General features: G+C 50.5%; 16 protein-coding genes. 4 read left to right on the top strand and 12 right to left on the bottom strand.

What is annotated here, in order from left to right; all coding sequences use genetic code 11:
• The first annotated feature begins 92 nt into the window (after nt 1-92).
• Nucleotides 93-1,580 carry a cobyric acid synthase gene (locus ACPYIV_RS04320; RefSeq protein WP_425885726.1) on the top strand — a complete coding sequence of 496 codons (1,488 nt, stop codon included), beginning with the start codon at nt 93-95 and terminating at the stop codon, nt 1,578-1,580.
• Here ACPYIV_RS04320 and ACPYIV_RS04315 read toward each other — a convergent pair.
• Nucleotides 1,572-2,114, bottom strand: coding sequence for a UpxY family transcription antiterminator (locus ACPYIV_RS04315; protein WP_301842504.1), 543 nt, complete (start codon nt 2,112-2,114; stop codon nt 1,572-1,574). The two genes, ACPYIV_RS04320 and ACPYIV_RS04315, sit on opposite strands and share 9 nt — an antisense overlap.
• A 41-nt stretch (nt 2,115-2,155) precedes the next feature.
• Here ACPYIV_RS04315 and ACPYIV_RS04310 point away from each other — a divergent pair, with 41 nt between their 5' ends.
• Nucleotides 2,156-3,901, top strand: coding sequence for a GAF domain-containing sensor histidine kinase (locus ACPYIV_RS04310; RefSeq protein ID WP_293732556.1), 1,746 nt, complete (start codon nt 2,156-2,158; stop codon nt 3,899-3,901).
• 262 nt (nt 3,902-4,163) lie between these two features.
• On the opposite strand, the gene ACPYIV_RS04305 is transcribed toward ACPYIV_RS04310, so the two are convergent.
• From ACPYIV_RS04305 to ACPYIV_RS04260, 10 genes are all read right to left on the bottom strand, one after another.
• Nucleotides 4,164-6,458, bottom strand: a complete 2,295-nt coding sequence (locus tag ACPYIV_RS04305; protein WP_425885723.1) for a GH92 family glycosyl hydrolase — start codon at nt 6,456-6,458, stop codon at nt 4,164-4,166.
• A gap of 3 nt (nt 6,459-6,461) precedes the next feature.
• Nucleotides 6,462-8,765, bottom strand: a complete 2,304-nt coding sequence (locus ACPYIV_RS04300) for a GH92 family glycosyl hydrolase (RefSeq protein ID WP_425885721.1) — start codon at nt 8,763-8,765, stop codon at nt 6,462-6,464.
• Between the two features lie 163 nt (nt 8,766-8,928).
• Nucleotides 8,929-10,194, bottom strand: coding sequence for an outer membrane beta-barrel protein (locus ACPYIV_RS04295; RefSeq protein ID WP_425885719.1), 1,266 nt, complete (start codon nt 10,192-10,194; stop codon nt 8,929-8,931).
• Nucleotides 10,195-10,200: 6 nt separating this feature from the next.
• Entirely contained in the window at nt 10,201-10,746 is a 546-nt protein-coding gene (locus tag ACPYIV_RS04290; protein WP_293732563.1) for an RNA polymerase sigma factor, read from the bottom strand.
• A gap of 224 nt (nt 10,747-10,970) precedes the next feature.
• Nucleotides 10,971-12,152: a TolC family protein gene (locus tag ACPYIV_RS04285; protein ID WP_425885717.1), complete on the bottom strand. Its 1,182-nt coding sequence runs from the start codon at nt 12,150-12,152 to the stop codon at nt 10,971-10,973.
• A 48-nt stretch (nt 12,153-12,200) separates the two neighbouring features.
• On the bottom strand, nt 12,201-15,332 hold the full coding sequence (locus ACPYIV_RS04280; RefSeq protein ID WP_425885715.1) for an efflux RND transporter permease subunit: 3,132 nt from the start codon (nt 15,330-15,332) through the stop codon (nt 12,201-12,203).
• A 102-nt stretch (nt 15,333-15,434) separates the two neighbouring features.
• Entirely contained in the window at nt 15,435-16,625 is a 1,191-nt protein-coding gene (locus tag ACPYIV_RS04275) for an efflux RND transporter periplasmic adaptor subunit (RefSeq protein WP_425885713.1), read from the bottom strand.
• A 104-nt stretch (nt 16,626-16,729) separates the two neighbouring features.
• A complete protein-coding gene (locus tag ACPYIV_RS04270; protein ID WP_425885711.1) occupies nt 16,730-17,134 on the bottom strand; it encodes a DUF6769 family protein in 405 nt (134 codons plus the stop codon).
• 153 nt (nt 17,135-17,287) lie between these two features.
• A complete protein-coding gene (locus tag ACPYIV_RS04265; RefSeq protein WP_005644098.1) occupies nt 17,288-18,058 on the bottom strand; it encodes a sulfide-dependent adenosine diphosphate thiazole synthase in 771 nt (256 codons plus the stop codon).
• Between the two features lie 172 nt (nt 18,059-18,230).
• Nucleotides 18,231-18,872 (bottom strand): AAA family ATPase, encoded by a 642-nt coding sequence (locus ACPYIV_RS04260; protein ID WP_425885708.1) that lies wholly within the window; start codon nt 18,870-18,872, stop codon nt 18,231-18,233.
• A 283-nt stretch (nt 18,873-19,155) separates the two neighbouring features.
• On the opposite strand from ACPYIV_RS04260, the gene ACPYIV_RS04255 reads away from it, so the two are divergent.
• Both ACPYIV_RS04255 and ACPYIV_RS04250 read left to right on the top strand, forming a co-directional pair.
• Nucleotides 19,156-19,278, top strand: a complete 123-nt coding sequence (locus tag ACPYIV_RS04255; protein WP_293732547.1) for a hypothetical protein — start codon at nt 19,156-19,158, stop codon at nt 19,276-19,278.
• Between the two features lie 11 nt (nt 19,279-19,289).
• On the top strand, nt 19,290-19,763 hold the full coding sequence (locus ACPYIV_RS04250) for a GAF domain-containing protein (protein WP_293732546.1): 474 nt from the start codon (nt 19,290-19,292) through the stop codon (nt 19,761-19,763).
• Nucleotides 19,764-19,907: 144 nt separating this feature from the next.
• Here the strand turns inward: ACPYIV_RS04250 and ACPYIV_RS04245 are convergent, their stop codons facing one another.
• Nucleotides 19,908-25,442, bottom strand: coding sequence for an alpha-2-macroglobulin family protein (locus ACPYIV_RS04245; protein ID WP_425885705.1), 5,535 nt, complete (start codon nt 25,440-25,442; stop codon nt 19,908-19,910).
• Between the last annotated feature and the right edge of the window lie 78 nt (nt 25,443-25,520).

Genomic DNA, 25,520 nt, shown 5'->3' with positions numbered 1-25,520 from the left:
CATTCGTCCGAATAATTGTCAATTCTCAATTGTCAATTGTCAATCGATTTAATTAGCTTTGCAACCCTAATTGCAAAAGACTATTTACAGAAATGAAACAGCACCTTAAACCGATCATGTTTGTCGGAACCTGTTCTGATGCGGGCAAGAGCGTTATCAATGCGGCATTCTGCCGTATATTCAAACAAGACGGATATCATCCGGCACCGTTCAAGGCACAGAATATGTCGCTCAACTCCTACTCGACTCCGGAGGGCGGCGAAATGGGACGTGCCCAGGTAGTGCAGGCCGAAGCCTGCGGGATCGCTCCGCATACGGATATGAACCCGGTGTTGCTGAAACCGACAAACGATAAAAGTTCGCAAGTCGTACTCAACGGCCGGCCGGTCGGAAATATGTCGGCCAAGGACTATTTCGGCATGCAGAACAGGAAAGAGGAGTTGTTCAAAGAAGCGATAGAAGCCTTCCACCGCTTGGAAAGCCGCTATAGCCCGATCGTACTGGAAGGAGCCGGTAGCATTTCCGAACTGAACTTACGCGACCGCGACATCACCAATATGCGGATGGCCGGGGAGGCGGGAGCGGCTACATTTTTAGTGGCCGACATAGACCGGGGCGGCGTCTTCGGATCTGTTTACGGAACAATCTCCCTCCTGAAGCCGGAAGAACGGGCTTTGATGAAAGGGATTATTATCAATAAATTCCGGGGAGACGCCTCCCTTTTTGACGACGGGAGAAAGATTATCGAGGACCTGACCGGTGTACCGGTAGTCGGCGTGATCCCCTGGTTCCGCGACATCAAGATCGAAGAAGAAGATTCGGTCGCCCTCGATATGAAGCATAATACATACCGGGACGGAAAGATCAACGTGGCGATCATCCTGCTGAAACGGATGTCCAATTTCACCGATTTCGACGTGCTGGATATGGACCCGCGCTTCAATGCTTACTATACTAATAATATCAACGAGATAGAGAAAGCGGACATCATCCTGCTCCCCGGCTCCAAGAATACGCTATCGGACCTGCAAAGCCTGCGGGCAGGCGGTATAGCCGAAGCGATCATCCGCGCCCACAAAAACGGGAAAAAGGTCATCGGCATCTGCGGAGGCTATCAGATGATGGGCGCGCGCCTGGAAGACCCGGACGGTATCGAGGGGAACCTGCCCGCCGTCCCCGGGTTGGGGTTGCTGCCGCAATGCACGATTATCGAACCGGAAAAAGTAACCCGGCAAAGCACCTTCGCCTTCCTGCCTGCGGATGCAGGGACGCCCTGCCGAGGCTACGAGATACACATGGGACGGACGACGCTGCTTGGTAACGCTCCCGAAAGTCCGGTCGCCAAGCTCGGCGACGGGCGGACGGACGGCTATTATCTGGATAACACGTGCTGGGGAAGCTATATGCACGGAATACTGGACAATCCCGAAGTCTTGGACAACCTTGCAGAAGGATTTAATAAAGAAACGGAAAACGCCCCTTTCGACTATGCCGCATTCAAAGAAGAACAATACGACAAGTTGGCAGCTTTGGTCAGGGGACATGTCGATATGGAGTATATCTACCGGCAACTACTTTAAACGATCCACCCGGGCAACATCGTCCAGTTTTACACAGACGGTGGCGCCCAATTGCTCGAGGTAAAGAACCAGGTGATTCTTTTTGATCCTTTTCACCTTACCGGAAACATGCTTCATGGCTCCGCAAAGGATTTCAACTTCTTCGCCAGGGCATAAAGCATGCTCGGACGCCTGTTCGAGAAATTCCTGGATGGCATCGATCTCTTTCTGGCGGACAACAGCCGGTTTATCGTTATAATAGACGATACGGGCCACGCCATACACCCGGACCAAGTCTCTTAACACCGGGTCGGTACACCGCACAAACAAATAAGAGTTAAACAAAGGAAGTTCCACTATCTTGACACGGTCAGACCAAACCCGGGGCGTACGATGAAGCGGAAGCCAACACTCGATTCCGAGTGCGTCGATCCGGTCTCTCACCTGCTTTTCCGCGCGGGGAGCGGTGTACAACACATACCAGCTTGTATTATCAGCATTAATCTTAAACTCTTTCTTTTCCATAACGTACACAAATATACGACTATTTTTCATACATTTGCAAAACATTTTTTTGCACCTTACATATTTTACATATGGATAAATATGCACACTATTCACAAGAAGACCTGATATCTGAGATCGAACGGCTAAAGAAGGAACAGTCAGAAAGTGATTCCACCGCCAGTTCCAACAAAATGATGGTCAATATGATTGTTTTACGTAAAACAATATCAGATGTCCTGTCCCTTTTGCTCAGCAATAACGACGAAGCAGTCATTGATAAAGCATTGTTGCATATCCTGCATTTCTTTGACGTAGAGCGTGTGTATATCGGTATTTTTGACGAACAAAGTTCCATTGTCGATTTTACTCATGAAGTGACTTCCGACGGTATTGTTTCCATGCGGGAAGACCTGTTGAGGCAATTATCAAAAGATGATATTCCCTGGTGGATAGAACAGATTCAGGCCGGGAAAGACATCATCATCTACGACACGGCAAAAATGCCTGCGGTTGCGGCGGCCGAACAGCGCTTGCTGAAACTCCAGGATATTCTCTCCCTCCTGGTCCTTCCGGTTTCGAGCGAGGGAAAAGTGTATGGATTTATCGGCCTGGACTCTGTCATAAAATATATTAAGTGGAACGCCCTCGATATCGAGAACCTGCGGGTATTGGCAGATATCGTATCCATAGCGATCGAACGGGAACATGCCCAGCATATCATGGAACATTCGGCAAACCTGATGCTCAAAAGCGAAGCCAAATTCCGGATCATCTTCGAGAAGCTTTCTTTGGGGGTCGAACTCTATGATATCGACGGTACATTGCTCGACCTGAACGATGCCGATTTGAAGATATTCGGTACGACACGCGAGAGCGCCGTCGGCGTCAATATGTTTCGCAACCCGAATATTCCGGAATGGGTTAATCACAAACTTCGGAACGGGGAAGATGTCACTTTCACATTGAACTATAATTTCCATTCCGTCAAAGACATCCGATATTATGCAACCATTATCGAAGACAACGAGAAGCACCTGCAAGTAAAAGGCATTACTTTAAAAGACTTTCAAAACAAGATATTCGGGTATCTGTATATTGTTTTCGACGATACGGAAAACTACCACAAAGCGGAAGAAAGACGGGAAAGAGAAAACGAACTGATCCGCATAAAAGAAGCAGACAAACTGAAATCCGCTTTTCTGGCGAACATGAGCCATGAGATCCGTACTCCCCTGAATGCAATTGTCGGTTTTTCCGATATCGTAGCCGAGACACCGGACGAAAACGAGCGGAAAGAGTATCTGGAGATTATCCATAAAAATAATGATTTGCTGCTCCACCTGATAGACGATATCCTGGATTTCTCCAAGATAGAATCAGGCACGCTCAATTATCATATCACCGAAACGGATATCAAAGAAATCTGCGGAGAAGTTTACCTTGCCAATTTGCTCAAGATGAAGCCGGACGTAAAACTGATATTCGACAAAGAGCAACCTTCCATACGACTGAAAACCGATCCCCAGCGTATCATGCAGGTCGTATCCAACTTTGTAAATAATGCAATTAAATTTACGGAGAAGGGGAGCATTACGATTTCCTACAAACAGGAAGGAAAGAACTTGCGCGTGAGTGTGCAGGACACGGGAATCGGTATTTCCGAAAAAGACCGGATGCGCATATTCGAACGCTTCATTAAGATAAACGAATTCAAGCAAGGAACCGGTTTAGGGCTGACGATCAGCAAAACGATTATCGAGAGCCTGAACGGTACGATCGGCGTCGATTCAGTAAAAGGTTCCGGCTCCACTTTCTGGTTCACGCTACCGCTTTAAGAGAAAAGCCCTGTCTGCATAACCACGGTTTCAAACGCGCCTTGCCTACCATTGCCCGGCCGATTGTCCATGCCGCCGGAAAAAACAAAATCCGGCTCGGAAGGAAACGGCCGGCCGTTCACAACTCGGACTTTCGTTCAAGTGGCAAATAGCCGGCCGTTCAGGCCTCGCACCTTGGCTCCAATGGCAACGTCCCGCCATCCAGCCCCTGTTCAGGGATTGGACGGCGGGACGTTCACACCCCGGTTCGGGGATCAAATTCTTATTCCTTCATCGGGCCGGCCGATGGCGGAGGGTTTCCAACTCCCCATTCCTTATTCGCTTTCGGCCCCATCTTCAGAGAGAGGACGCCGCCGGCGGTGATCCGGCTATGGTCGAACCAAGGTTGGTCGAGTTTTTCGCCATTCAACGTGACCGATTGCACGTATTTGTTGTCATGTGAAGCGCCTTCGGCTACGATCTCGAACACATTGCCGCCTCCGAGGTCGATCTTCACATCCGAAAAGACCGGACTACCGATATTATAAGTCGGGGATCCCGGTGTTACCGGATAGAAGCCCATCATACTAAACACCACGAAGGCAGACATACCGCCACCGTCTTCATCGCCCGGAACCCCCATCAGGTCGTTACGGAACCACTGGTCGAGCAAGACACGGATGCGTTTCTGCGTCTTCCAGGGCTGCCCGGCATAATTATACAGGTAGGGGATATGCAAACTCGGTTCATTAGCCATCGAAAACATACCGACGTTACCGGTATGGTCGGGCAAGAATGAATAGAACTGCCATTTGGACATACCGAGAGGCGTATCGAACATCGAGTCGAGCGCGGCCGTAAAGACTTCGTTGCCTCCGATCAGGGAAACCAGGTCGCCGATATTGTGTTGTACGTCCCAACGATACACATATCCGTTGTTCTCATCATAATAATCGCGTGCCCCCAAGCCGCCGGAATAGCGGTAATCGACGTCTTCGATAAATTTGCCGTCCTTATCCTTCGGATGGAAGAAACGGGTTTCCGGATTAAAGAGGTTCCGGTAATTATAGGACTGGCGCAGGAAATATTCGGCGTCTTCTTTCTTGCCCAGTTCGGATGCAATCTGCGAGAGGCACCATTCGTCATAGGCCGTACCTAAGGTAACGGCTACCGGCTGGCGTTTTTCCCAGGGGGAGACGTTAGCTACCGTTTCTTTCTCACCCGGTTTCAAGGCCGGGATATAGCCGTGTTCCTTATAAAACTCATCTAACCATCCGGAAGGGGCGGCCGACCAAGGAATCAGTGTTTTCTCTTCTATCCCTTTGCGGGCCGCTTCATACGCCTTTTCGAGGTCGAAGCCGCGGACGCCTTTCCGCCAAGCATCGATAACGGTAGCAACGGCGTGGTTGGAGTTCATGCGGCGGGAATCGCCGGTCACTTCGGGGAATGTCGGCATCCAGTTCGTGCCCATCTGTTGGGCCATCAGGAGATATGAATTGATAATATCCGTTTCACGTTCTCTATCGATCAGGATACGAAGCGGATGGGTGGCACGATAAGTATCCCAGATCCAGTCGTCGGTATAGAACGAATGGCCTCCGTCGTCGTGTACTTTTCCGTCGAAAGCACTATAATATTTGCCGTCTTCGCTCAAGTTTACCGGACGTTCGTAGCAACGGTACAAGGATGTATAGAAAACGGTTTTGTCGTTTTCACTCCCTCCGCTTACCTGGATCTTGCCTAAAGCGTCGTTCCATTCATTCCGTCCGATCCGGGCAATCGCATTTACATCATAGGAATTGATCTCACGCTCCAGGTTCTTCCGGGCTTGTTCGGTACTGATAAAAGAGATTCCATAGCGTATGCCAATCTTCTTCCGGTCTCCGAAAGCCAATGCCAAAGCGGCATCTTTGCCTTCAACGGACGACTCGCCATATTTTACGATTCCGCCGGTCAGGACACCGGATTTCTCCGGCGTCATATCTGTTTCGGCATAAAGATAGACCTTCGTTTTCTTATCCACATATTGAAAACCGCTGACCATGTTGCCATCGCATTTCAACTCGCCGTTACGGCTATTGAACACGAGGTAAGCCGGCCCGTCTTTCTCGAACGTGATGCTATAAACCGCGCTTTGGTGGGAAGGAGCATAATCGACCTCGATATTGGCATCGTCCAGATATACCTGGTAGCGGTATGGCACGATTTTTTCGCGGTCATAGCTATACTTGATAACCGGCTTCAATCCCGCCTCATCGCCCTGGTAGGGGCTCAGGTTGAAAGCTGAACTTCCCCGGTGGCTGGTCACGATAACGGGCAATCCGCCCAACTGGTCTCCCGTGAAATCCCCACGTTCGGGATAGACGCGCAACATACTGTTAGGCAGATGGACGGTCGGATAGGTCGGGACCAACAGGTGGCTGATGTTTCCCATATAGGGGTTGACATATTCCACCGGCTCTTTCGACTGATTGCCCACTACCGATTGTTTGCCGTAATACTTACTTATAACCAACGTTATGGCGGCTCCGATCGCAACGCCCAATAAGACTTTTCCTGTTTTCTTTAGTATCTCCATCACTTATTTCTTTTGTTTTTCATTTACTGAAAATGAATACGGGAAATCTTCCGGATTCACGCCTCTGTTCATGTTCGGCTTGTCTCCCATCTTGATATCCAAGACACCGCCTTTCAAGAGTTCGAAATGCTCCAGGTAGTTTTTGGTGTACTCTTTCCCGTTGAACGACATCGACTCGATATAGATATTCTTGTCGCTATTCTCCGGCGCATTGATAACCAGATTCTTCCCGTTCTCGAAATGCAGGATAGCTTTCTTGAACAAGGGAGCACCCAATACATATTGCGTTGTTCCGGGAGCAACCGGATAGAAACCGAGAGCGGAGAAGACGTACCAGGCGGAAGTCTGCCCGTTATCTTCGTCGCCGCAATAGCCGTCCGGTGTCGGAGTGTACATACGGTTCATCACCTGACGTAGCCAGTATTGGGCTTTCCAAGGCTCGCCTGCGTAATTGTACAGGTATATCATGTGCTGGATCGGCTGGTTGCCATGCGCATAGTTTCCCATATTCATTATCTGCATTTCGCGGATCTCATGGATAACCTGTCCGTAATAGCTATCGTCGAATACAGGCGGTACGGCAAATACGGAGTCCAGCATGGTGATAAACTCTTTTCTTCCGCCCATCAGATCGATCAATCCCTGCGGGTCGTGGAAAACAGACCAGGTATAATGCCAGCTATTGCCTTCCGTGAAAGCATCTCCCCATTTCAACGGAGAGAACGGAGCCATGAACTTACCGTCTTTATTCTTGCCGCGCATCAGCTTGGTTTCCTTATCAAAGAGGTTTTTGTAGTTCATCGCACGTTTGGCATACAGGTCCAGTTCCTTCTTTGGACGTCCCAGGTCTTTTGCTATCTGGTAAATACACCAGTCGTTATAGGCATATTCCAGGGTACGGGCGGCATTCTCGTTAATTTTTACATCATAAGGCACATAGCCCAGCTTGTTGTAATATTCATGTCCGAGGCGGCCGGTAGATGATACCGTAGGATGAACGTTTTCCGTCCCGTGGATCAAACCTTTATACAGGGTTTCGAGATCATCCACCTTTATACCTTTGACATAAGCATCCACCAGAACGGAAGCAGAGTTATTGCCTACCATGCAACCACGATGTCCGGGACTCGCCCATTCCGGGAAGAAGCCGCTCTCCTTATAGGTGTTGATCAGGCCTTCCTGCATCTCCTTAGACATCGTCGGGTACATCAAGTTAAGGAACGGGAACAGGCTACGGAACGTATCCCAAAAACCGGTATCGGTAAACATATAGCCCGGCAGGACTTCCCCGTTATACGGGCTATAATGCACTACTTTTCCTGCCGCATCTATTTCGTAGAACTTACGGGGGAACAGAAGCGAACGGTACATACAGGAATAGAATGTCCGATATTGATCCAAAGTACCGCCTTCCACTTCGATCTTGCCCAGTTCTTTGTTCCATACCTCCTTGCCTTTTTGTACCAATGTATCAAAACTATCATTCCCCAATTCTTTCATATTGAGGGCAGCCTGGTCGAAACTGATAAACGAAGAGGCGACCTTAGCGTGTACGATCTCGCCTTTTGTAGTCTTGAAGCCGATAACGGCACCTACATGGTCGGATTTCTGTTCACGTGCGCCTTCTTTCAAAGCGGCATCGGCGAAAGTAGCTTCGTAGGTGAAAGGCTTGTCAAATTCGATGATGAAATAGTTCTTGAAGTTATCCGGCACACCGCCGCTATTCTTGGTCGTATAACCGATAATCTTGTTTTCCCCGGGGACCACCTTGATGTAGGAACCTTTGTCAAAAGCATCCACTACGACATAAGAATGATCGTTTTCGGGGAAAGTGAAACGGAACATGGCGGCACGGTCAGTCGGCGTCAGCTCGGTCTTTACGTCATGTTCGGCCAGATAGACTTCATAGTAATACGGTTTGGCGATCTCGCTCTTGTGGGAGAACCAGCTGGCCCGTTTATCCTGATCGAATTCGGGGGTACCGACAACCGGCATAATCGAAAACTGGCCGTAGTCGTTAATCCAGGGACTCGGCTGGTGGGTTTGTTTAAAACCGCGTATCTTATTGGCGGTATAGGTATATGCCCACCCGTCACCCATTTTACCGGTCTGCGGTGTCCAGAAATTCATACCCCAAGGGCGTGCAATAGCCGGATAGGTATTACCGGCCGATAACTCATAAGACGATTGTGTTCCCATTAAAGGATTAACATACTCTACCGGGTCAAACCCCTCCGCAAGGGCAGGACTGCTCAGGCAGGTCAGCACGGCGATAAAGGCCAAAGCCCATATACTTCTTTTCTTCATATTTATTGATGTAATTAATATCTACTTACAAAGATAACTCAAACAATCCCTTACGTAAAAGCAAGTAATGTGGATTTTTCTCAAAAATCAATAAAAGCTGCCATCAACGTGACGGGAGATGCTGCGGTCTCCATGATCACAGGCCGCTGCATGAGCCTTGGCATTAGTAAGTGAACCGGATTCCGACTTGCAAGGTGAAGGTAAACGGATGCACGGTCCGCATACTTTCAAAACGGATCAAGCTGTTGCGATATTGCGGATTCATATTATAATAATAGCTCACACCCGGTTCGACGAACAGCGAAAGCGGTTTACGAAGTTCCGCCTGCATGCCGACAGCTGCATTCCAGGAAGGTTGCCAACGGTTAATCCTTAAATCCTCACCCGTTTTCTTTGCCGACACGCAATATTCGATCATCCCGCCGCCGGAGGCATAGAGCGAAAGATTCTTCCAGCTATAAAACGTCCAGCTCAGCTTTAGCGGAACACCCACATAGTGCAACTTCTGTGAACCGTCATACGTCTTCCTCTCTTCGAGGATTTCCGAATACAAATAAGTATATGACAGGCCCGTCTCCAAAGCAATCCGTCGGGTAATGGACATACGAGCCGAGACACCGAAGGTAATCGGAATATGATGGCGATAATAATAGTCTGTATTCCAGTTCTCCGAACTTCCCCCGCCTCCGCCCGTCGCGGCTTTTGTCTGGAGCTCTTCCGTTGGTTTTTTATCCGGGTTTTCCGGTTTCTCTTCCGGCCCCGGATGATCCGGTTGGCTGACCCATTCTTCGTGGTGCTCGAAACCTCCTCCCATATTCGTTACCTGATTGCTGCCGGTGTGGATGCCGAAAGCAAAGCGGTTAAAATCAAATATCTTCTTCTTTTCCTCTACGGGACGATAAGGCAGGTGATTCCGCCTGTCCGGCTGCGGGCCGGAATCACCGTGTTTCGGGGTGGCCTGTTCCGTTTCGCCAACACTATCCGCTGCGTTTCCGGCTATCACAACCATTTCCGGCAATTCCACCCGATAAAGTTCCGGCATCAGGCTATCGGGCATTTGGATATAAGGGAAAAAGCGTACTTGTACGTTTTTTGCAGGAATCATCTCCTGCGGCAATACCGGCGTAACCTCTTTTTTCTTTTCCGGCGACGGTACAACAGGAGATTCTACCGCCGCTACCTCCTCCGGTTCTTCATCGTGCGAAACGACAACCGGTATCATCAGACACAACAGGGCAATAGCAGCCACAGCTACCCAAGCGTATAACTTGCGGCGTGCTGGTTTCGTCCGCCCCCCAGTCATTTCCTCTACGGCCATGAGCGGCGGAAGTTCTGCTTCCAGCTTTTTCCAGCCGTCCTTCCGGAGAGGAAGATGGAATTCATCTTCCCGGTTGCGAAGCATTTGCAGTATGTCATTCTTATCGTTCATGTCTCTTTATCCGATTTTCTTTAATTCTTCTTTGATGCGGGCTACCAGCAGGCGGCGGGCACGGTTCAGTTGGGATGCTGACGATGCCTCATTGATATGCAGGCTGTGTGCAATCTCTTTATGGCTCCAGTGTTCAAACACATATAAGTTGAACACGGTACGATAGCCGGGAGGCAGTTCCGCTACAAACTTCATCAGGATCTCCATCGATAGCACACTTGCATCCGGCTCCGACTCGTCCGGCAGGTCTGAAACATCATCCAGCGACATCCCGTCACGGAGCAGGTCCCGGTGGCGGAGAAACTCCAATGAAACATTGGTAAACACACGGCTCAGCCAAGCCCGAAGACTTCCTTCGCCTCTATAAGTAAAAGAAGAGATGGATGAGTAGACTTTCAGGAAACCGTCATGCAGAAGATCGTGAGCCGTCTCCTCGTCACCGGCATAGCGGTAGCACAAGCATAACATCCTCTCCGCAAAGCGCTCGTACAGCTCTTTGCGGGCGAGATTGTCTCCAGTCTTGCATCTATCGGTCAACTCCGTTTCTGTCATCAATTCTTATAGTGCTTTTATATAGTAAATGCAGGGGTGTATAAAACCTTGCATGAAGGAAGAAAAAAATATATTATGATGGAGGAAAAGTTTCGTGCCATTGAAACATAAGTTTCCCGCAAATGAAACAAAAGTTTCATAGGCATGAAACAAGAGTTTCAGTTACGGGAAACAACCGGAAGTAAAAGGAGGACTTTCAGGTAGAATATAATCCCGCTTCTTTTCTATAGCTTGAACTTATACAGTTGCGCCATCACCTTCTGGTATTCGTTCTGCAGTTGCATGTGATTCTGCATGCTCTGATAGAGTGTGGTGACATCAACAAAATATTCGATCATCGAGATTTGCCCTGCCTGGATCGCTTTGTTCAGGAGCGACAGGTTGTCCTGGCTTTTCAGCACTTCGCTATACTCGTCGATAGAAGTCTTGAGGGCAAGCGACTGGTTATAGAGCCGGAGCAATTCGTTTTCCACCGTTGTCGTCTGGCTTTCCAATTGTAAATCGGTGTAAAGGCTCTGTGCTTTCGCCTGTTTCACGTTGTTGCGGTTGGAGAACAGCGGGATGCTGACGCCTACTAAGAAACCGTTGAAACGTTCGCCTCCGGCAGCCGTATTCAGACGGTAGCCAAGCTCGAAGCCGGGCAGATTCAGAGATTTGCTGACACTCAACTGGCGTAGTGCTGCCGCCTTTTCGCTCTGCAAAGAAAGCAACTGGCGGTTGGCTGGAATAGCTTCCTGCTTCAGGTCGACGAAAGATAGGGGTTCTTCAACCGGAAGGTAGGCCGTATCGGTGAAGTTCATTTCGATACCGCCGTTGAGCATCGCCAGTTCATGCAGCTTGGTTACACGGGCGGCTTCGTTCATGCGGGCTTCATTCTTTGCATTGAGCAGTTCGAGGTTGATTTTATTTACTTCGAGCACATTGGCATCACCATTCTGCAAACGGGTCTCGTAGAGGGCGGAGAGTTGTTCGGCATTTTGCCGGCGGGTATCCAAAAGACGCTTCTGCTGGTTCAGCAAGATCAGATCGAGGCAGACTTCTTTGGCTTGCAACAAAATCTGCTGGCGGAGTTCCGCACTCTGGCGGTCGAAGCCCTCTCCTTTCGCCTTCGATAATTTGTTCTTCTGTATATAGACGGAGGGGAAGTCGAAAGATTGCGAAGCGACCAGCTCGCCCTGTATTCCCATTCCTTCCTTATTTCCATACTGATGGGTGTAGGAGACGGACGGGTCGGGAAGGTTGTTGTCTAATCTGGCTTCCAGCTTTTGTGCGGTCACCATCTGTCGGTTGGCCTGCAATTCCTTATTGTTGGCCTCAACGCTCCGGAGCACTTCCTCGATGGATGTTTGTGCCCCGGCTGCTATTGCGGAAGAAACGAATACTATTGTTAATATGAATTGTTTCATTTGTATATTGCTTTATTATTTGAATAATGATTCATAAGTAATCCCATGTTATTTCTCTTTATTCATTAATAAATAAACAATCGGGATGATGAAGCCGTTCAGGAAGGTGGATGTTAACAGACCTCCCAGGATGACGGTGGCCATCGGGCTTTGTATCTCGTTGCCTGGCAAATCGCCGTTCAGCGCAAGCGGGATCAAGGCGAGAGCCGAGCTGAGCGCCGTCATCAGGATCGGGTTCAGACGGTCCATCGAACCTTGCAGGACGGCTTGCCGGAGCGACATATTCTCTATAGTCCGCAAATGCGAGTAGTGGCTGATCAGCAACATACCGTTACGGGTGGCAATACCGAAGAGGGAGATGAAACCGATAATAGCCGGGATGCTTACCTCGCCCGAAGTCAGCTTCAGGATAAACACGCCCCCGATCAACGCCAACGGCAGGTTCAACAAAATAACCCCGCTCTCCTTCGCATTCTTAAACTCATTATAGAGCAACAGGAAGATCACCAACAGAGACATCAACGAGGTAAGCAGCAGCGTACGGCTGGCAGCCTGCTCGCTCTCGAACTGTCCGCCGTATTCGATATGATAGCCTTCAGGCAACCGGATGGAAGCATCCACCTTCTGTTGTATCTCGTTGACAACGCTACGGAGGTCGCGCTCGGAAACATTACCGCTGATCACGATCTTACGTTGCACATTCTCGCGGTTGATCGTGTTAGGGCCTGTCACGGAACGGATTTCGGCGACATAGCTCAATGGAACCTTCTTACCGCCCGCATCGATCATCAGGTTGCGGATATCTTCCATCGTGGCACGGCTTTCATCCGAAGTCTTTACCGTCAAGTCGAATGTCTTGCCGTCGTCATAGACCTGGCTGACCGCTTCGCCGCCTAACATGACATTGACATACTCTTCGAACTCCGGCAACGTGATGCGGTATTGCGCCATCAACTCGCGCTTCGGCGTGATGGTAAGTTGCGGACGTTCGATCTGCTGTTCCACTTTCAAGTCCACCAAGCCGGGGATTCCCTCTATAGATTCCTTGATCTGGTTGCCGACCGTAAACATAAGGTTCAGGTCCGTACCGAACAGCTTGATTGCAATATTCGCCTCCGTACCGGAGAGCATGGCGTCAATGCGGTGGGAAATCGGCTGTCCTATTTCGATGTTGGCGCCGCTGATTGTGGAAAGTTTCTTACGGACGTCATTCATGACGGCATCGCGGCTACGGTCTTTCAGGACAAACGGAGCTTCGATTTCCGACACGTTCACACCTAAAGCATGCTCGTCGAGTTCGGCGCGTCCGGTCTTGCGGGCAACCGTCTGTATCTCGGGAACCTGCATCAGCAATTCTTCCGCCCGGCGTCCCATCCCGTCCGATTCTTCGAGGGAAATACCCGGAAGAGAACTTACGTTGATCGTAAACGAGCCTTCGTTGAACGGCGGCAGGAAGCTGCGCCCTAACGTAAAGAATGTCCCCAATGCAACAAGAAACAGGCCGATCGTGCATCCCAGCACAATCTTTTTATGTGTCAATGCTCCATTCAGAGCTTTACCATATATCTCTTTCAGCTTGCGGGCTACCCAGGCTTCCTTCTCTACTTTCTTATCCGTAGACTTCCGGTTCAGCAGATAGCTGCACAGCACCGGAGTCAGTGTCAACGCCACGACCGTAGAGGCAAAAAGCGCCACGATAAAAGCAATCCCCAGCGGCACCAACATACGCCCTTCCATCCCGTGCAGGAAGAAAAGAGGGACGAAGCTGACTACGATAATCAAAGTCGAATTCAGGATCGGCATTCGCACTTCGCGGGATGCATCGTACACGACTTCCAGAATGGAACGCTGCTCACCGGGGGGCAACAAACGGTTCTCCCGTATCCGCTTATATACATTCTCCACATCGACAATCGCATCATCGACCAGCGAACCGATCGCTATCGCCATACCACCCAAGCTCATGGTGTTTATGGTCAATCCCATATAATGCAACGCCAGTATCGAAACCAGCAGGGAAAGAGGCAAGGCAACCAACGAAATCACCGTCGTGCGGATATTCATCAGGAAAAGAAACAGGACGATGACGACAAAAAAACTACCTTCGAACAAACTGTTCTTTACATTATTAATAGAGCTGTCGATGAAATGGCTCTGACGAAATATATCGGTCGAGACATGCACATCGGCAGGCAGGTTCTTCTGCAAGTCGGCCATGATCGCATCCAGTTTCTCCGTCAAGTCGATCGTGCTGGTGTTGGGCTGCTTGGTGACCGTGATCAGCACGGCAGGTTTCGTCCGTTCGGAAGCGGTTCCGAGCTTCGGGCTTTTGCCGCCAGCCTTCACCGTTGCGATATTTTCCAGCAGGACGGGGAAATCTCCGACGGTCTTAACAACACCTTTACCGATCTCTCCGGCATTCGCGGTAGAGAGGACACCCCGGATGATATATTCGTTATCATATTCATAGAGGACACCCCCATTGGCATTCCGGTTCATGTTACGGGTAACGGCCAGCACTTCGTTCAGGCTGACACCATAATGCTTCATACGGGCGGGGTCGAGCAATATCTGGTATTCCTTGATATCGCCACCGATCACGGCGACTTGTGCCACACCTCCCGTCGAGAGCAACCGCGGACGAATGGTCCAGTCGGCAATCGTGCGTAGATCCATTTGTGTCGTTGCCACCGTAGAGACGGACGGACGGACGTCTCTGCCAACGCCCGTCGAATCATCAACCGTCAGCCCGATAATCATCATCTCCCCTAAGATAGAAGATTGCGGACCCAGCGTCGGCTTCCCGACATTCTCCGGCAGGCTCTCGCCGACAACCGCCAGCTTTTCCGAAACGATCTGGCGGGCCCGGTAAATATCCGTCCCCCAATCAAACTCAACCCACACGACAGAGAAACCCGTCGTAGAAGACGAGCGGACACGGCGTACATCCATCGCACCGTTTACAGCCGTTTCCACCGGGAAAGTCACTAAACGTTCCACCTCTTCGGGTGCCATGCCATTCGCCTCCGTCATAATGACAACGGTCGGCGCGTTCAAATCCGGAAACACATCCACATCCGTATGGAAAGCGGTGTACGTTCCGGCAATCATCAGCAGCAGGGAACAGATCAACACAACCAACCTGTTATGCAGCGAGTAATATATTATCTTATTCAGCATAGAAATAATTATTCAATTTGTCAATGTGCCAATATCCAAATGGATAAACATATTTACCCTGTGCACATTGGCACATTGGCATATTAGCCCATCGGCACATTATTAATGGTTATGTGTATGTGCAGGAATTGCATTAGAAGCAGAAGCCAACTTGATCTGGTAAGCGCCGACCGTCACCACTTCGTCGCCAGCTTTCAGGCCGCTCAGGATCTGCACTTCGGAGCCGTTGTCGGCACCCAGCGTCACAGGTACTTTCCTATAGGCTTCTTCGTGCTCACGGACAAAGACAGAGTAAATGCCCTGCTCCTCGATAAGGGCGGAAACAGGCACACTGATCACGTTCTGCATCGGAGCGGTAAGCAAATAAATTTCGACAAACGATCCGGGAATAATTGTCCCCTTGTTGTCAAACTCGAATGTAACCGGAACATAAAAAGAGTTGGCATCGGAAGCCTTTCCATAGGAAAGCAAACGTCCACGCAGATCAGACAGTTTATAAGTCGCATTATCGTATGGTGTACGGAAATTAGCAGACTGGACAGAAGGCAAATAGTTGTAATATTTCTCCGAAACCTCCGCACGCAACACTAAACGGTTATTCTGTGAGATCGTTGCCAATGGCTGGCCGACCGTCACATAATCGCCTTCCTTCACCTGCAAGTTCTTTAGATAACCATTCATTGGCGAAACAACCGATACACCGTTAGCTGTCTGCTTGCCGGCAACTGCATCCCAAGCGACCTTTGCATTTTCGTAGTTCAGGCGCGCCTGTTCGAAATCTTTCGCGGAAACGATCTTATCCCCTACTAAGGCTTCCATACGTTCATATTCTTTCTTGGCATTCTCATATGCATATTTGGCTTTAGCCGCCACATTGCCGTCAGACAAACTGCTCGAAGCAAGGCTCAGAATAGCCTGTCCCTTGCGGACAGCCGTTCCGTCGACAAACGACAGGTTACCGAATGTCACTACACCGGGAACCGTAGCTACCACAGTCGACTCCTCTCCCTGTGCAGCCATCACCCGCCCGCTTGTCTTGATCACATCTGTAAAAGCGCCCGGCTCTACTTTGCGCGTCTGCAAACCGACAGCTTCCGCTAATGCTTTCTTGAAAGAAATCTCACCGGCATGTCCTTCCTCGGCCTCTTCATGTTCATGTCCATCTTCTTCATGTTCGTGTCCTTCCTCATGTTCATAGGCTTCATGTTCATGCTCTCCATGTGTCGCAGTATTGCCACTGCAACCAGCCAGAATGTAGGCGAAAGCCACCCACACTAAATATATTTTTTTCATTCTGATAAATTCGTTTATTGTATATTCGATAATAAATAAAAGGGATAGGAAGTTGCATCAAAGGCAGGAATTAACATACCCGATACGACCTCTTCAATCATCAATTATACACAAAATGGAGGCGCACGAAGCCCCGACGCAGATGTTATCCACGTATCATGCAAGGACTCGATGCAGTAGGCCCGGTCATTCTCGAACAAGAGTTTGTAAAAGACCGGAACAGGAGGATTTATATAATCAAACAACACAAGCAAAGGGAAAAGAAACTGGTTCACATTTCCATCCGTCACTTGTGAAAAGACAGAAGTGTAGAGTGCAATGTTATGCCCGTTGCATCCGCAATCATGTGATTCGGGGCTTCCATGCCCGCCATGAGCAGCTTCGGCAGAGAGCGATTTATAGCACGGCAACCCGTTACTATGGTGATGGTGCGGTACGACTACCGATATGAGCATCACGATACTAACAAGCAGCATCACATACTGGTATATTTTCTTTTTAGCTCTCATACTTCCGAACACAAAAATAAGAAGTTTTTAATTACTATGCAATTATGCCTCCTTAATTAAATGCATTCATACTTAAATAAACAACCTTGCCACCGCGATTAATGCAGGGACAAGGTTGTTTTGATATATTATCATGTATAGAAATACAAACTCTTATTTGTCTAACTTGGCACAAATAAGCTCGGCAGCTTTCTTGCCACTCATCAGCATGCCGCCGAAGATCGGTCCCATGCGGAAACTACCGCTCACACCATTAGCAGCCATACCGGAGACGAACAGGCCCGGATAGATTTCCTTTGTATTTTCGACTGTTGTGGACTCGCCCAACTCGACATTCAGCGAACGTTCGCCGATCACGCCACCTGTAGGAGTGTTCAGCTTGATATCGTTCTTGCGCGCTACCACGCGGGCAATTTCACAATCATGGCCGGTCCCTTCCAAAACCGCCTTTGACATAATCGTCAGCGGATCCACATGCATACCTTCGCGGATCACCGGAGCCCAGTTCACAACCACACCGGCTACGGCATCGTTATGGAACACAACGTCTTCTACGGAATAGCAGTTGAAAATAGTTGCACCCGCTTTCGTCGCGCTATAGATCAGAGCGGAAGTCGTATGTACGGAGTCCATGATATAGGTCCCGTTGCCGGCGTCCTTATAGCTTACACCTAACTCGCGCACGATCGGCATGGCTTCTTCCTGAACCACGATATCGTTAAACATCATGGCGCCGCCCCACATACCTCCACCGGGAGCCAACTTGCGGTCAAACAAAGCCACCTTCTTTCCGGCCTTAGCCAGATAATAAGCGGCAACGATACCCGAAGGACCACCACCGACAATAGCGACATCAATAGACAAATTACTCTTCAACTTCGCAAAGTAAGAGTCGATAATTCCTGTTGAAACAATCTGTTCCATTACAAAATAATAATTAGAGTTTAAACATCGGGAAGCACATAGAGGTAACGCTTCCCTTTATTTAGTAATTCTACCTTTTCCCTTCACGGCGTTATCCGGCAGGTTCAATGGGTATAATCTCAGCCTGTATAGTAAGGCACCCCTATGATAAGTCGGTTGCAAAGATAATAAATTATCCGAAATGTGGCGGACGCCTGTTCATTTTCCGTTCTACAAAACTCTTCATAAATGCGACTGTTTCGTCTATCCCCAACACGGAGACATCTATCGAAAAGTTGTAGGTCGAGGCAACGCCCCATTCCTTATTCGTATAATAATTATAGTAAGCGGCGCGCGATTTATCTGTTTTCACCATCAGTTCCTCTGCCTGTTCTACCGTCAGGCCCTGGCTTTCGATGATCCGCTGGATACGGTTCTCTTTGTTGTTATGGATAAAGAAGCTCAGGCAGTCGGGATTGTCACGCAAAATATAGTCGGCACACCGTCCGACGATCACGCATGAACCTTTTTCCGCCAGATTACGGATCGTATCGCTCTGGTATAGGAATAAACGGTCGTTAGACAGCACATCGGCATACGGCGGGAACAGCCCCATATACGAATAACCCATCGTAAAAGCATAAGCCAAGCCGCTGGAAGCCCTCTCGTCCGCTTTCTCGAAAAATTCCTCGCTAAGTCCGCTTTCTTTTGCGGCAAGCGCCATCAATTGCTTGTCATAATAGCCGATGCCCAGCTCTTTAGCCAGCTTCTGCCCTATCTCGCGACCACCGCTTCCGAACTGCCGGCCGATGGTCAGTATGATTTTGTTATCCATAATTACCAATTCTATATTTAGATGTCTTCTAATGCATCGTCCTTTAATTTAATAATAATCTGCTATGTGTGTCTAAAGGCTGTAAGCCTGGCAAATATATCCAGATTACTGTCTGCCTCATGTTCATTACGAAAAACAGAGCCGAATATTCCTAAACGAATAATACCATATTGCTCTGCCATTTGTTGTTTGTAGCAACGAAGTAATTCGAAATATTCTGCTTTTGTTCTCATTTTTCATTCGTATCATGTTATGAGACAAAGGTAAATAAAATTTATTTAGAATGAAACTACCTGAACTGGTTTATCAGGATAAGAGCAGTAACAATTGCGGTGGTCGTGCAGCGATCGGAATGCTGCAAAGGCACGGAGAATCCGAAAAAAAGATTACTTTTGTTTTCTTATAAAGTATAAAAAGATGGCAGAAAATTTAATAATCAGCGATGGGAACAAGCTGGAACAATACGAGGCGCTACTTCCCCAATTGCAGTCGCTCACGTCGGGCGAAACGGATATCGTCGCTAATATGGCGAATGTCGCCGCTGCCCTGAAACAGACTTTCGGTTTCTTCTGGGTAGGCTTTTATGTAGTGAAAGAGGAAATGCTCGTGCTCGCCCCGTTCCAGGGTCCGCTTGCCTGCACGCGCATCCGCTATGGAAAAGGCGTATGTGGGACAGCCTGGAAGGAAGCGCGGACGATTATCGTGCCGGATGTGGAACAGTTTCCGGGGCATATCGCCTGTAGCTCCGATTCACGGTCGGAGATCGTCGTGCCGGTGGTCAGGGATGGAAAAGTTGTTGCAGTGTTGGACATTGATAGCGACAAGCTAAATGAGTTTGACGGGACGGATGCAGAGAATCTGGAAAAACTTTGTGCCTTTTTACCAATGTAATCTCACCTTTTCTGTCAACCAATGCAATCCATCTTCCGTCAGCTTTCAACTGACGGAAGATGGATTATCTTTTCCTTCTTTCAAACCGTTTGCTGAAACAGACGGTTGGTTATTTCTCCGGCAAAGCCGGTTCCTCATGAAGGATCATTCCACTACCACCCTTTTCCCCTCCGTATTCGCCCGAATCAGATGGTTGTACATCGCTTCGCAATAGACCGGGGGCAGATAAAAGCTGCCGGGATAGACGGCGCATAGGTTGATCCGTACCGTCACCTGTTTGCCGGCAGGTAGGTAGTCGATGTAGCTATAGGCGCGGTCGTCGCGGATATCCTGGTAGCTGACGCCCGTCGTGAGGGTGTCTGTCGCACCACCTGAAAGGAAGCGGGTATTGAGGATCTCCCAGCCTGCCGGGAAGATCTCGGTCAGCACTAAGTGGCTATATCCACGCGGTGACGGGTTCGCGACGGTCACTACTGCCGTGAAGTTCGTACCTTGTTGTAAAGCGGAGGCATTCACCGGGCGGCCGTTGCGGTCCATGTAGCTGACGGCGAGGGTCAGGCCGTTTGCATAGGCTTCCTCTTTCCCTTGGGCGGGGATTCCTTCGGCTATAAGGCGGGCGAACAGGGTGGATTTTCCGGTATTCTTCAATTCTAATGAGGCGGAAGAGGACGCTTTGTCGAGCATAGTACCTGTCCAGATATTCCGGGTGGTGGAAACCTTTTCCGTCTTGCCATCCAAGGCATAGGAGAAGTCCATCGAGCCGGACACCTTGTATTTCTTCATATAATCGGAAAGGGCGACAAGGCTGAATGCGGTGGACTGAGTACTCAGCCAGTCGTCGGATGCGAGCGTTGCGGAAATTTCATCCGCCAGGAGAGCCGCTTCCTTGCCATCGTCGAGCAGGCAGAGCGTCATGAGACGGATGGATTGGTCGCGCAGGTCGCTGCCAAACGTCTGGTCGTATTCGGAATAGTCGGTTGTCAGGGCGGTTGTCTTTGCGATCAGCTCCTTCGAGACATCCGGGCGCCCGGCCAAAGCATAAGCGGCCGCCAACAGATAGCGGCTCATTGGCGTAAGCATCTTACTCTCTTTCAGGCGGTTCATGGCTCCCACCTCGAAGGCTTGCCCTAAGGCGAGGACGTACAGACGGTAGGCCTGTGTCATTTCTTCGGATTCAGCATAGTGCGAGGCCTGCGGTTTCCAGTTACGAGCGGTGCGGCTCAGGTTGTTCAGCACGTCCCGTTTCATGCCTCCGGGGACGAGGTAGCCTTTCTTCCCGGCTTCGAGCAGGAAGTGGGCGGCGTAGACCGTACCCCAAGCGTTGCTGCTTGTCCCTCCGGGCCAGTAGGAGAAAGCACCGTCTACCATCTGGTAGGAACGAAGGCGGCGAATCGTCTCTTTCACGGCCCCTTCGGTCAATTGCTCCTGCCCGGCGGTCAACGAGGCAAACCGGCTTACGTATAGTTGTGGGAAGCCCTTCGAGATGATCTGTTCGAGACAGCCATGCGGATAGCCCGACAAGTAGGACAGACGCGTGGAAAGGTTGACGGGCCGTACATCCGACATTTCAAGCTTAAGGGAGTTCGTGCCGTCCGTGCCGGGGAGACCGACCATGCCTTTCCAGCTCTCTCCGGCTTCGAGCATCACGGGCGTTACCTTGACTTGCGGGCGGCGCACGGAGCGGATCTCGATATCGGTTTTGTATACGGATTTTTCGCCGCCACCGGTAGCCGTGATCTTCACATGCCCGACTCCGGGGGTATCTTTCACGCGGATGCGGAATTGCGCCAGCTTGTCGCCGGCCGCTTCAAAGTGCAGCGTACGGGTAGCCTCGCCGACGACTGCCATGTTGCCGGAGCAGGCAATCGTGACCTGCACGTCGCCCACCCCTTTTTCAGTAACGAAGACGGTGGCGGGAACGGCCATCTCCTCTCCTATGCCGATGACGCGCGGGAGCGTGCCGAGCAGCATAACGGGCTTGCGCACGAGTACGCTTTTCTCCATGTTGCCGTAGGCTTCACCGTTGCCGGCAACGACCATGACGCGTACACGGCCGTTGTAGTTCGGCATCTGACAGGTGTGCTGCCGTTTTTCCCCTTTTTTCAGCAGGAAGGGGCCGGCAAACTGTACGACGGGCTTGAAGCGGTTCACGATTGCCTTCGGGCCTTTATTCAGGGCGTCGTCGCCGCCGATGCTGAACAATTGCTCGATTCGGCCGCCATAGGCGCCGACCACATAGTTATACAAATCCCAGGTATTGACACCCAATGCCTCGCGGGCGTTGAACGTTTGCCAGGGATCGGGTGTGCGGAAGCGGGTAAGATCGAGCAGGCCCTCATCGACAACCGCCAGCGTATAGGCCATCTCACGGCCGTCCTTCTCTGAGACGGTCACGCTGTAGGGGGCTTCGGGCTTGACCTTGTCCGCCATGCTAATAACCGGGCTCAGGTGGCTTTCGGGTGAGGTCACGGTGAAGGGGACGACACCATACATACGGATCGGTAGGTCGTTTTTCGTCACGCCGTGCGGTTGCAAGAGTGTTATATATAGGTACGCATTGGGCTGCATATCGGGGGTAACGGCGAGCTTGACGGTAGTCTGCTGGTCGTCGCATAGATATTCGGTGGTCGAGAGGACGTGCGTGCCGTTCTCGATACAGACAATTGCACGGCTGCCTTTTACGGACGGAAAGGTGACGACAATTTGTTCGCCGGGCGCATACGTATCTTTGTCGGTCTTGAAGGTGAGCATATTGGCGGATGAAGCACCGTCCGCGTCGCGCCGCCCTTCGCAGTAAGGCCAGTCGAAGTAGTTCATCACACCGGTAGAGTGTTTACTTTCCTTGTCTTTTACCGAGATGAAGTAGGTTCCCCAATCGGCATCGGCGAATTTCAGGTTGAAGGTTGCGGTTCCGTTTGCTCCGGTGCGGACAGTAAACGATTTCACGGGCTTGTTGTACGAATTGGAAACGTAGTTCGCCAGGCTTCCGTTGTCGGAACTCCACCACCAGTACCAATTGACTTTGTAGACCTTCACTTCGAGTTCGGTATTGGCTTCCGCCTGGCCTGTGTAACCGACGGAGGCTACTTCATATTGATATCCGGTCCCGGTCTTCAATGGCTCTTCATCTTGCTGGGGCGACCGGATGCCGGCGTAGCGGCGGTAGGGGGAATAGAAAGCGCGGTTGGCGTTGATGCTGAAATCGCCGGATTCCTCGTACACGCGGGTGACGAAGTTCGCCAACAGCATGCCGGGAGCTGTGGCGCCAGTTTCGAAACGGGCCTTGATGGTGGCGTTGCCTGCATCGTCGGTCGTGCCGGAGATCAGTTTGCTTTCTTCGCTGTTGAAGATTTTCGAGGGATCGTCGAAATAGAATTTCTTATAACCGGCGAAGGTTGTCGAGGTCGGGATAAAGGTTCCTTGGATATCGTATTTCAGGTTGCGGGCCGTCGCTCCCTGTAGCCATTCTACGTGCATAGCGGCATTGAGGGGTTCACCCCGGAGCAAATTTTTTTCGGGCATCCTGAGGGAGATCTTCAGGCGGTTCGGTTTGATCGTCTCGATGCGCAGGCGCTTCGTGAAAGTGACGCCGCCGACATTAACGTTGACGTTCCAAGCGCCTGTCGGGGCGTCGAGCTCGGTCGGAAGGTCAAAAGCGTAGAGGCCGAGTTCGCCTTTCGTCTGTGTCGTGCGGAGGTAGAGCTGGCCGAGGGGGGTGTAGAGCTCCAGGATGACAGGGTGGCCTGCGGGGAGCATACGGTTGCGATCGTTCAGCATAAAGCCGAGGTGCAGGGTATCGCCCGGACGCCATACGCCGCGGTCGCCGTAGATAAAGCCTTTGATACCTTTCTGCACGACTTCGCCGGAGACATCGAACGAGCTTAACGACAGGGCGGAACCGTCGTCCACACGGAGGTACGAGCGTTGCTGGCCGAGGGAGGCGGTCAGGTAGAAAGGTTTGCTGTCTTTCAAGGAGAAGCGCACCTGCCCTTTGTCATCTGTCATGCCGGAAGCTAATTCCTGGCGCTGGTAGTTGTAGGCGGCGACTTTGACGCCTTTCTCCGGAGCAGTGCTGAGGATGTTATGCACGAAGACGGTCATTTCGTTATCTTCGCCTGCCATCGCCAACAGGCCGAGATTGGTGGCGAGGACGTTCTTGCCGACGGTCGTATTGTAGTAGTAGCTATTGGAACAGGGATCGTTGCGCTTGCTGTAATCGTAGTCCGACCAGTTGAAGTCACCGTTATAGTAGTAGTAGCCGCCTTGGTCGAAACGGCTACTCTCTTCCTTGAACTTGATCTCATCTTCGGCAAGCAGTTGCTCCTTGCTTTTCTTCACGAAGTCTTCACAGGGATAGGCAGACAAGTCCCGGTTGAACGACAGTTCGACGCGGTAGATGGCGCCGGGTTCGGGGTCGATCAGTTCTTTCAGGTCGATCGCGTAGGTGTTCCAGCGACCAGGGTCATGGGTGGCATCTTCATCGAGGAAAATGGTTTTGCGAGCGACTAAGCGGCCGACGCGCATCAGGTCGCTTGTTCCTTCGAGGTTGTTTGTCTGGAGGAATTGCCCGATGTTCTGCTCGAATATCTTGATGATGCGAACCACCACGCCGCGCAGATAGACAGCCTGGAAGGGGACGGTCAGTTGTGTGGACTGCGGGATGATCACACCGTCACCGATAAAACGGGCTTCCGGCTTTTCGTCACTGACTACGATCTGGCGGATGATACTTTCTTTCAAGTTCAGGCCGTTTTTGCTGCGTATGTTCTGGCTCAAGTGGACGTTCAGGGCGCCTTCGCTGCCGACATCGGGATAAAGGCGGAGCTTATTGCCCTCGGCATTGACGGTTTCGGACTTATTGCCGTCGATCCAAGCGAGTCCTTGCATATTCTGTGTCGCGTCGAGCAGTTTCGTGAAGGTGACTTCGACGTAGCGTTCCGGCTCTGAGACATATTCGACTTCGTAGACGGAAAAATCGTTCAGTTCCGGGATGTCGACGGATAGTAATTCTTCTTCCGCGACCTTCATCTTGTTCGGGGCGACGGATAGCGTAAAGGCGCGTGTCCCGTCCGTCCCGGCCTGCAGATTGGAGATGGAGACTTCGTGCTTCTTCCCGTCGGGGCTATGCTGCCAGGTGGCATCCGCCTTTTCGGAAAAACGGACGAGCGTCTCTACGGTTTCGGGTGTCTCCTTGTCCGGTGTGAACAGCGAGCAAACAATATCGTAGCCATTTTCATTCTTCTTGTTAATATCGACGGATTGGAGGTTTGCGCGTAGCACTAAGGGATAGGTGCTGAATCCGAAAGTGAAATATTTGTCCTTTCGTTCCGTGTCGAACCACTCCGAGAGGTCTGCCTTTACCTCGTAACGGGTGTCGCGCCTGAAACCTTTGGTGGGTTTGAAGACGATCGTCCGGTTGTTCTCGAAAGCAAACTCGCCGGGTGTCTCGGGTTTGATACTAATCAGGTTGCGGAGCTGGTCCGGCTTCATCCTGTCAGCCGCTATCTCCTGATTAAAAATCAGATATACGGGTGTATATCTTGAAATCGTACCGGAAGTAAACGCCTCCACATAGGGACTGAAAGGGAGGTCTTCACCCTCGCCTTTGTTTTTTCCTTCACATCCGCTGAATAAGAATAAGAGACAGCAGACACAGATATAATACAGATATTTCGCCATATTTCCTGAATTTAACGGTTTCACTTTTGACAAACAGATTATCTGCGAATATAGACATTTTTGTGTACATTATTATTC

It is taken from the genome of Parabacteroides vesiculifaciens (genome assembly GCF_049860805.1).
Classification (GTDB): domain Bacteria; phylum Bacteroidota; class Bacteroidia; order Bacteroidales; family Tannerellaceae; genus Parabacteroides.
This window is presented reverse-complemented; position numbering and strand designations above follow the sequence as displayed.

What these genes read in the sequence shown, in the direction of transcription:
- ACPYIV_RS04320 (WP_425885726.1), top strand. Translation starts at nt 93, where the DNA reads ATGAAACAGCACCTTAAACCGATCATGTTTGTCGGAACCTGTTCTGAT.
- ACPYIV_RS04260 (WP_425885708.1), bottom strand. Translation starts at nt 18,872, where the DNA reads ATGGATAACAAAATCATACTGACCATCGGCCGGCAGTTCGGAAGCGGT.
- ACPYIV_RS04245 (WP_425885705.1), bottom strand. Translation starts at nt 25,442, where the DNA reads ATGGCGAAATATCTGTATTATATCTGTGTCTGCTGTCTCTTATTCTTA.
- ACPYIV_RS04250 (WP_293732546.1), top strand. Translation starts at nt 19,290, where the DNA reads ATGGCAGAAAATTTAATAATCAGCGATGGGAACAAGCTGGAACAATAC.
- ACPYIV_RS04280 (WP_425885715.1), bottom strand. Translation starts at nt 15,332, where the DNA reads ATGCTGAATAAGATAATATATTACTCGCTGCATAACAGGTTGGTTGTG.
- ACPYIV_RS04310 (WP_293732556.1), top strand. Translation starts at nt 2,156, where the DNA reads ATGGATAAATATGCACACTATTCACAAGAAGACCTGATATCTGAGATC.
- ACPYIV_RS04305 (WP_425885723.1), bottom strand. Translation starts at nt 6,458, where the DNA reads ATGGAGATACTAAAGAAAACAGGAAAAGTCTTATTGGGCGTTGCGATC.
- ACPYIV_RS04285 (WP_425885717.1), bottom strand. Translation starts at nt 12,152, where the DNA reads ATGAAACAATTCATATTAACAATAGTATTCGTTTCTTCCGCAATAGCA.
- ACPYIV_RS04265 (WP_005644098.1), bottom strand. Translation starts at nt 18,058, where the DNA reads ATGGAACAGATTGTTTCAACAGGAATTATCGACTCTTACTTTGCGAAG.
- ACPYIV_RS04300 (WP_425885721.1), bottom strand. Translation starts at nt 8,765, where the DNA reads ATGAAGAAAAGAAGTATATGGGCTTTGGCCTTTATCGCCGTGCTGACC.
- ACPYIV_RS04295 (WP_425885719.1), bottom strand. Translation starts at nt 10,194, where the DNA reads ATGAACGATAAGAATGACATACTGCAAATGCTTCGCAACCGGGAAGAT.
- ACPYIV_RS04275 (WP_425885713.1), bottom strand. Translation starts at nt 16,625, where the DNA reads ATGAAAAAAATATATTTAGTGTGGGTGGCTTTCGCCTACATTCTGGCT.
- ACPYIV_RS04315 (WP_301842504.1), bottom strand. Translation starts at nt 2,114, where the DNA reads ATGAAAAATAGTCGTATATTTGTGTACGTTATGGAAAAGAAAGAGTTT.
- ACPYIV_RS04270 (WP_425885711.1), bottom strand. Translation starts at nt 17,134, where the DNA reads ATGAGAGCTAAAAAGAAAATATACCAGTATGTGATGCTGCTTGTTAGT.
- ACPYIV_RS04290 (WP_293732563.1), bottom strand. Translation starts at nt 10,746, where the DNA reads ATGACAGAAACGGAGTTGACCGATAGATGCAAGACTGGAGACAATCTC.
- ACPYIV_RS04255 (WP_293732547.1), top strand. Translation starts at nt 19,156, where the DNA reads ATGAAACTACCTGAACTGGTTTATCAGGATAAGAGCAGTAACAATTGC.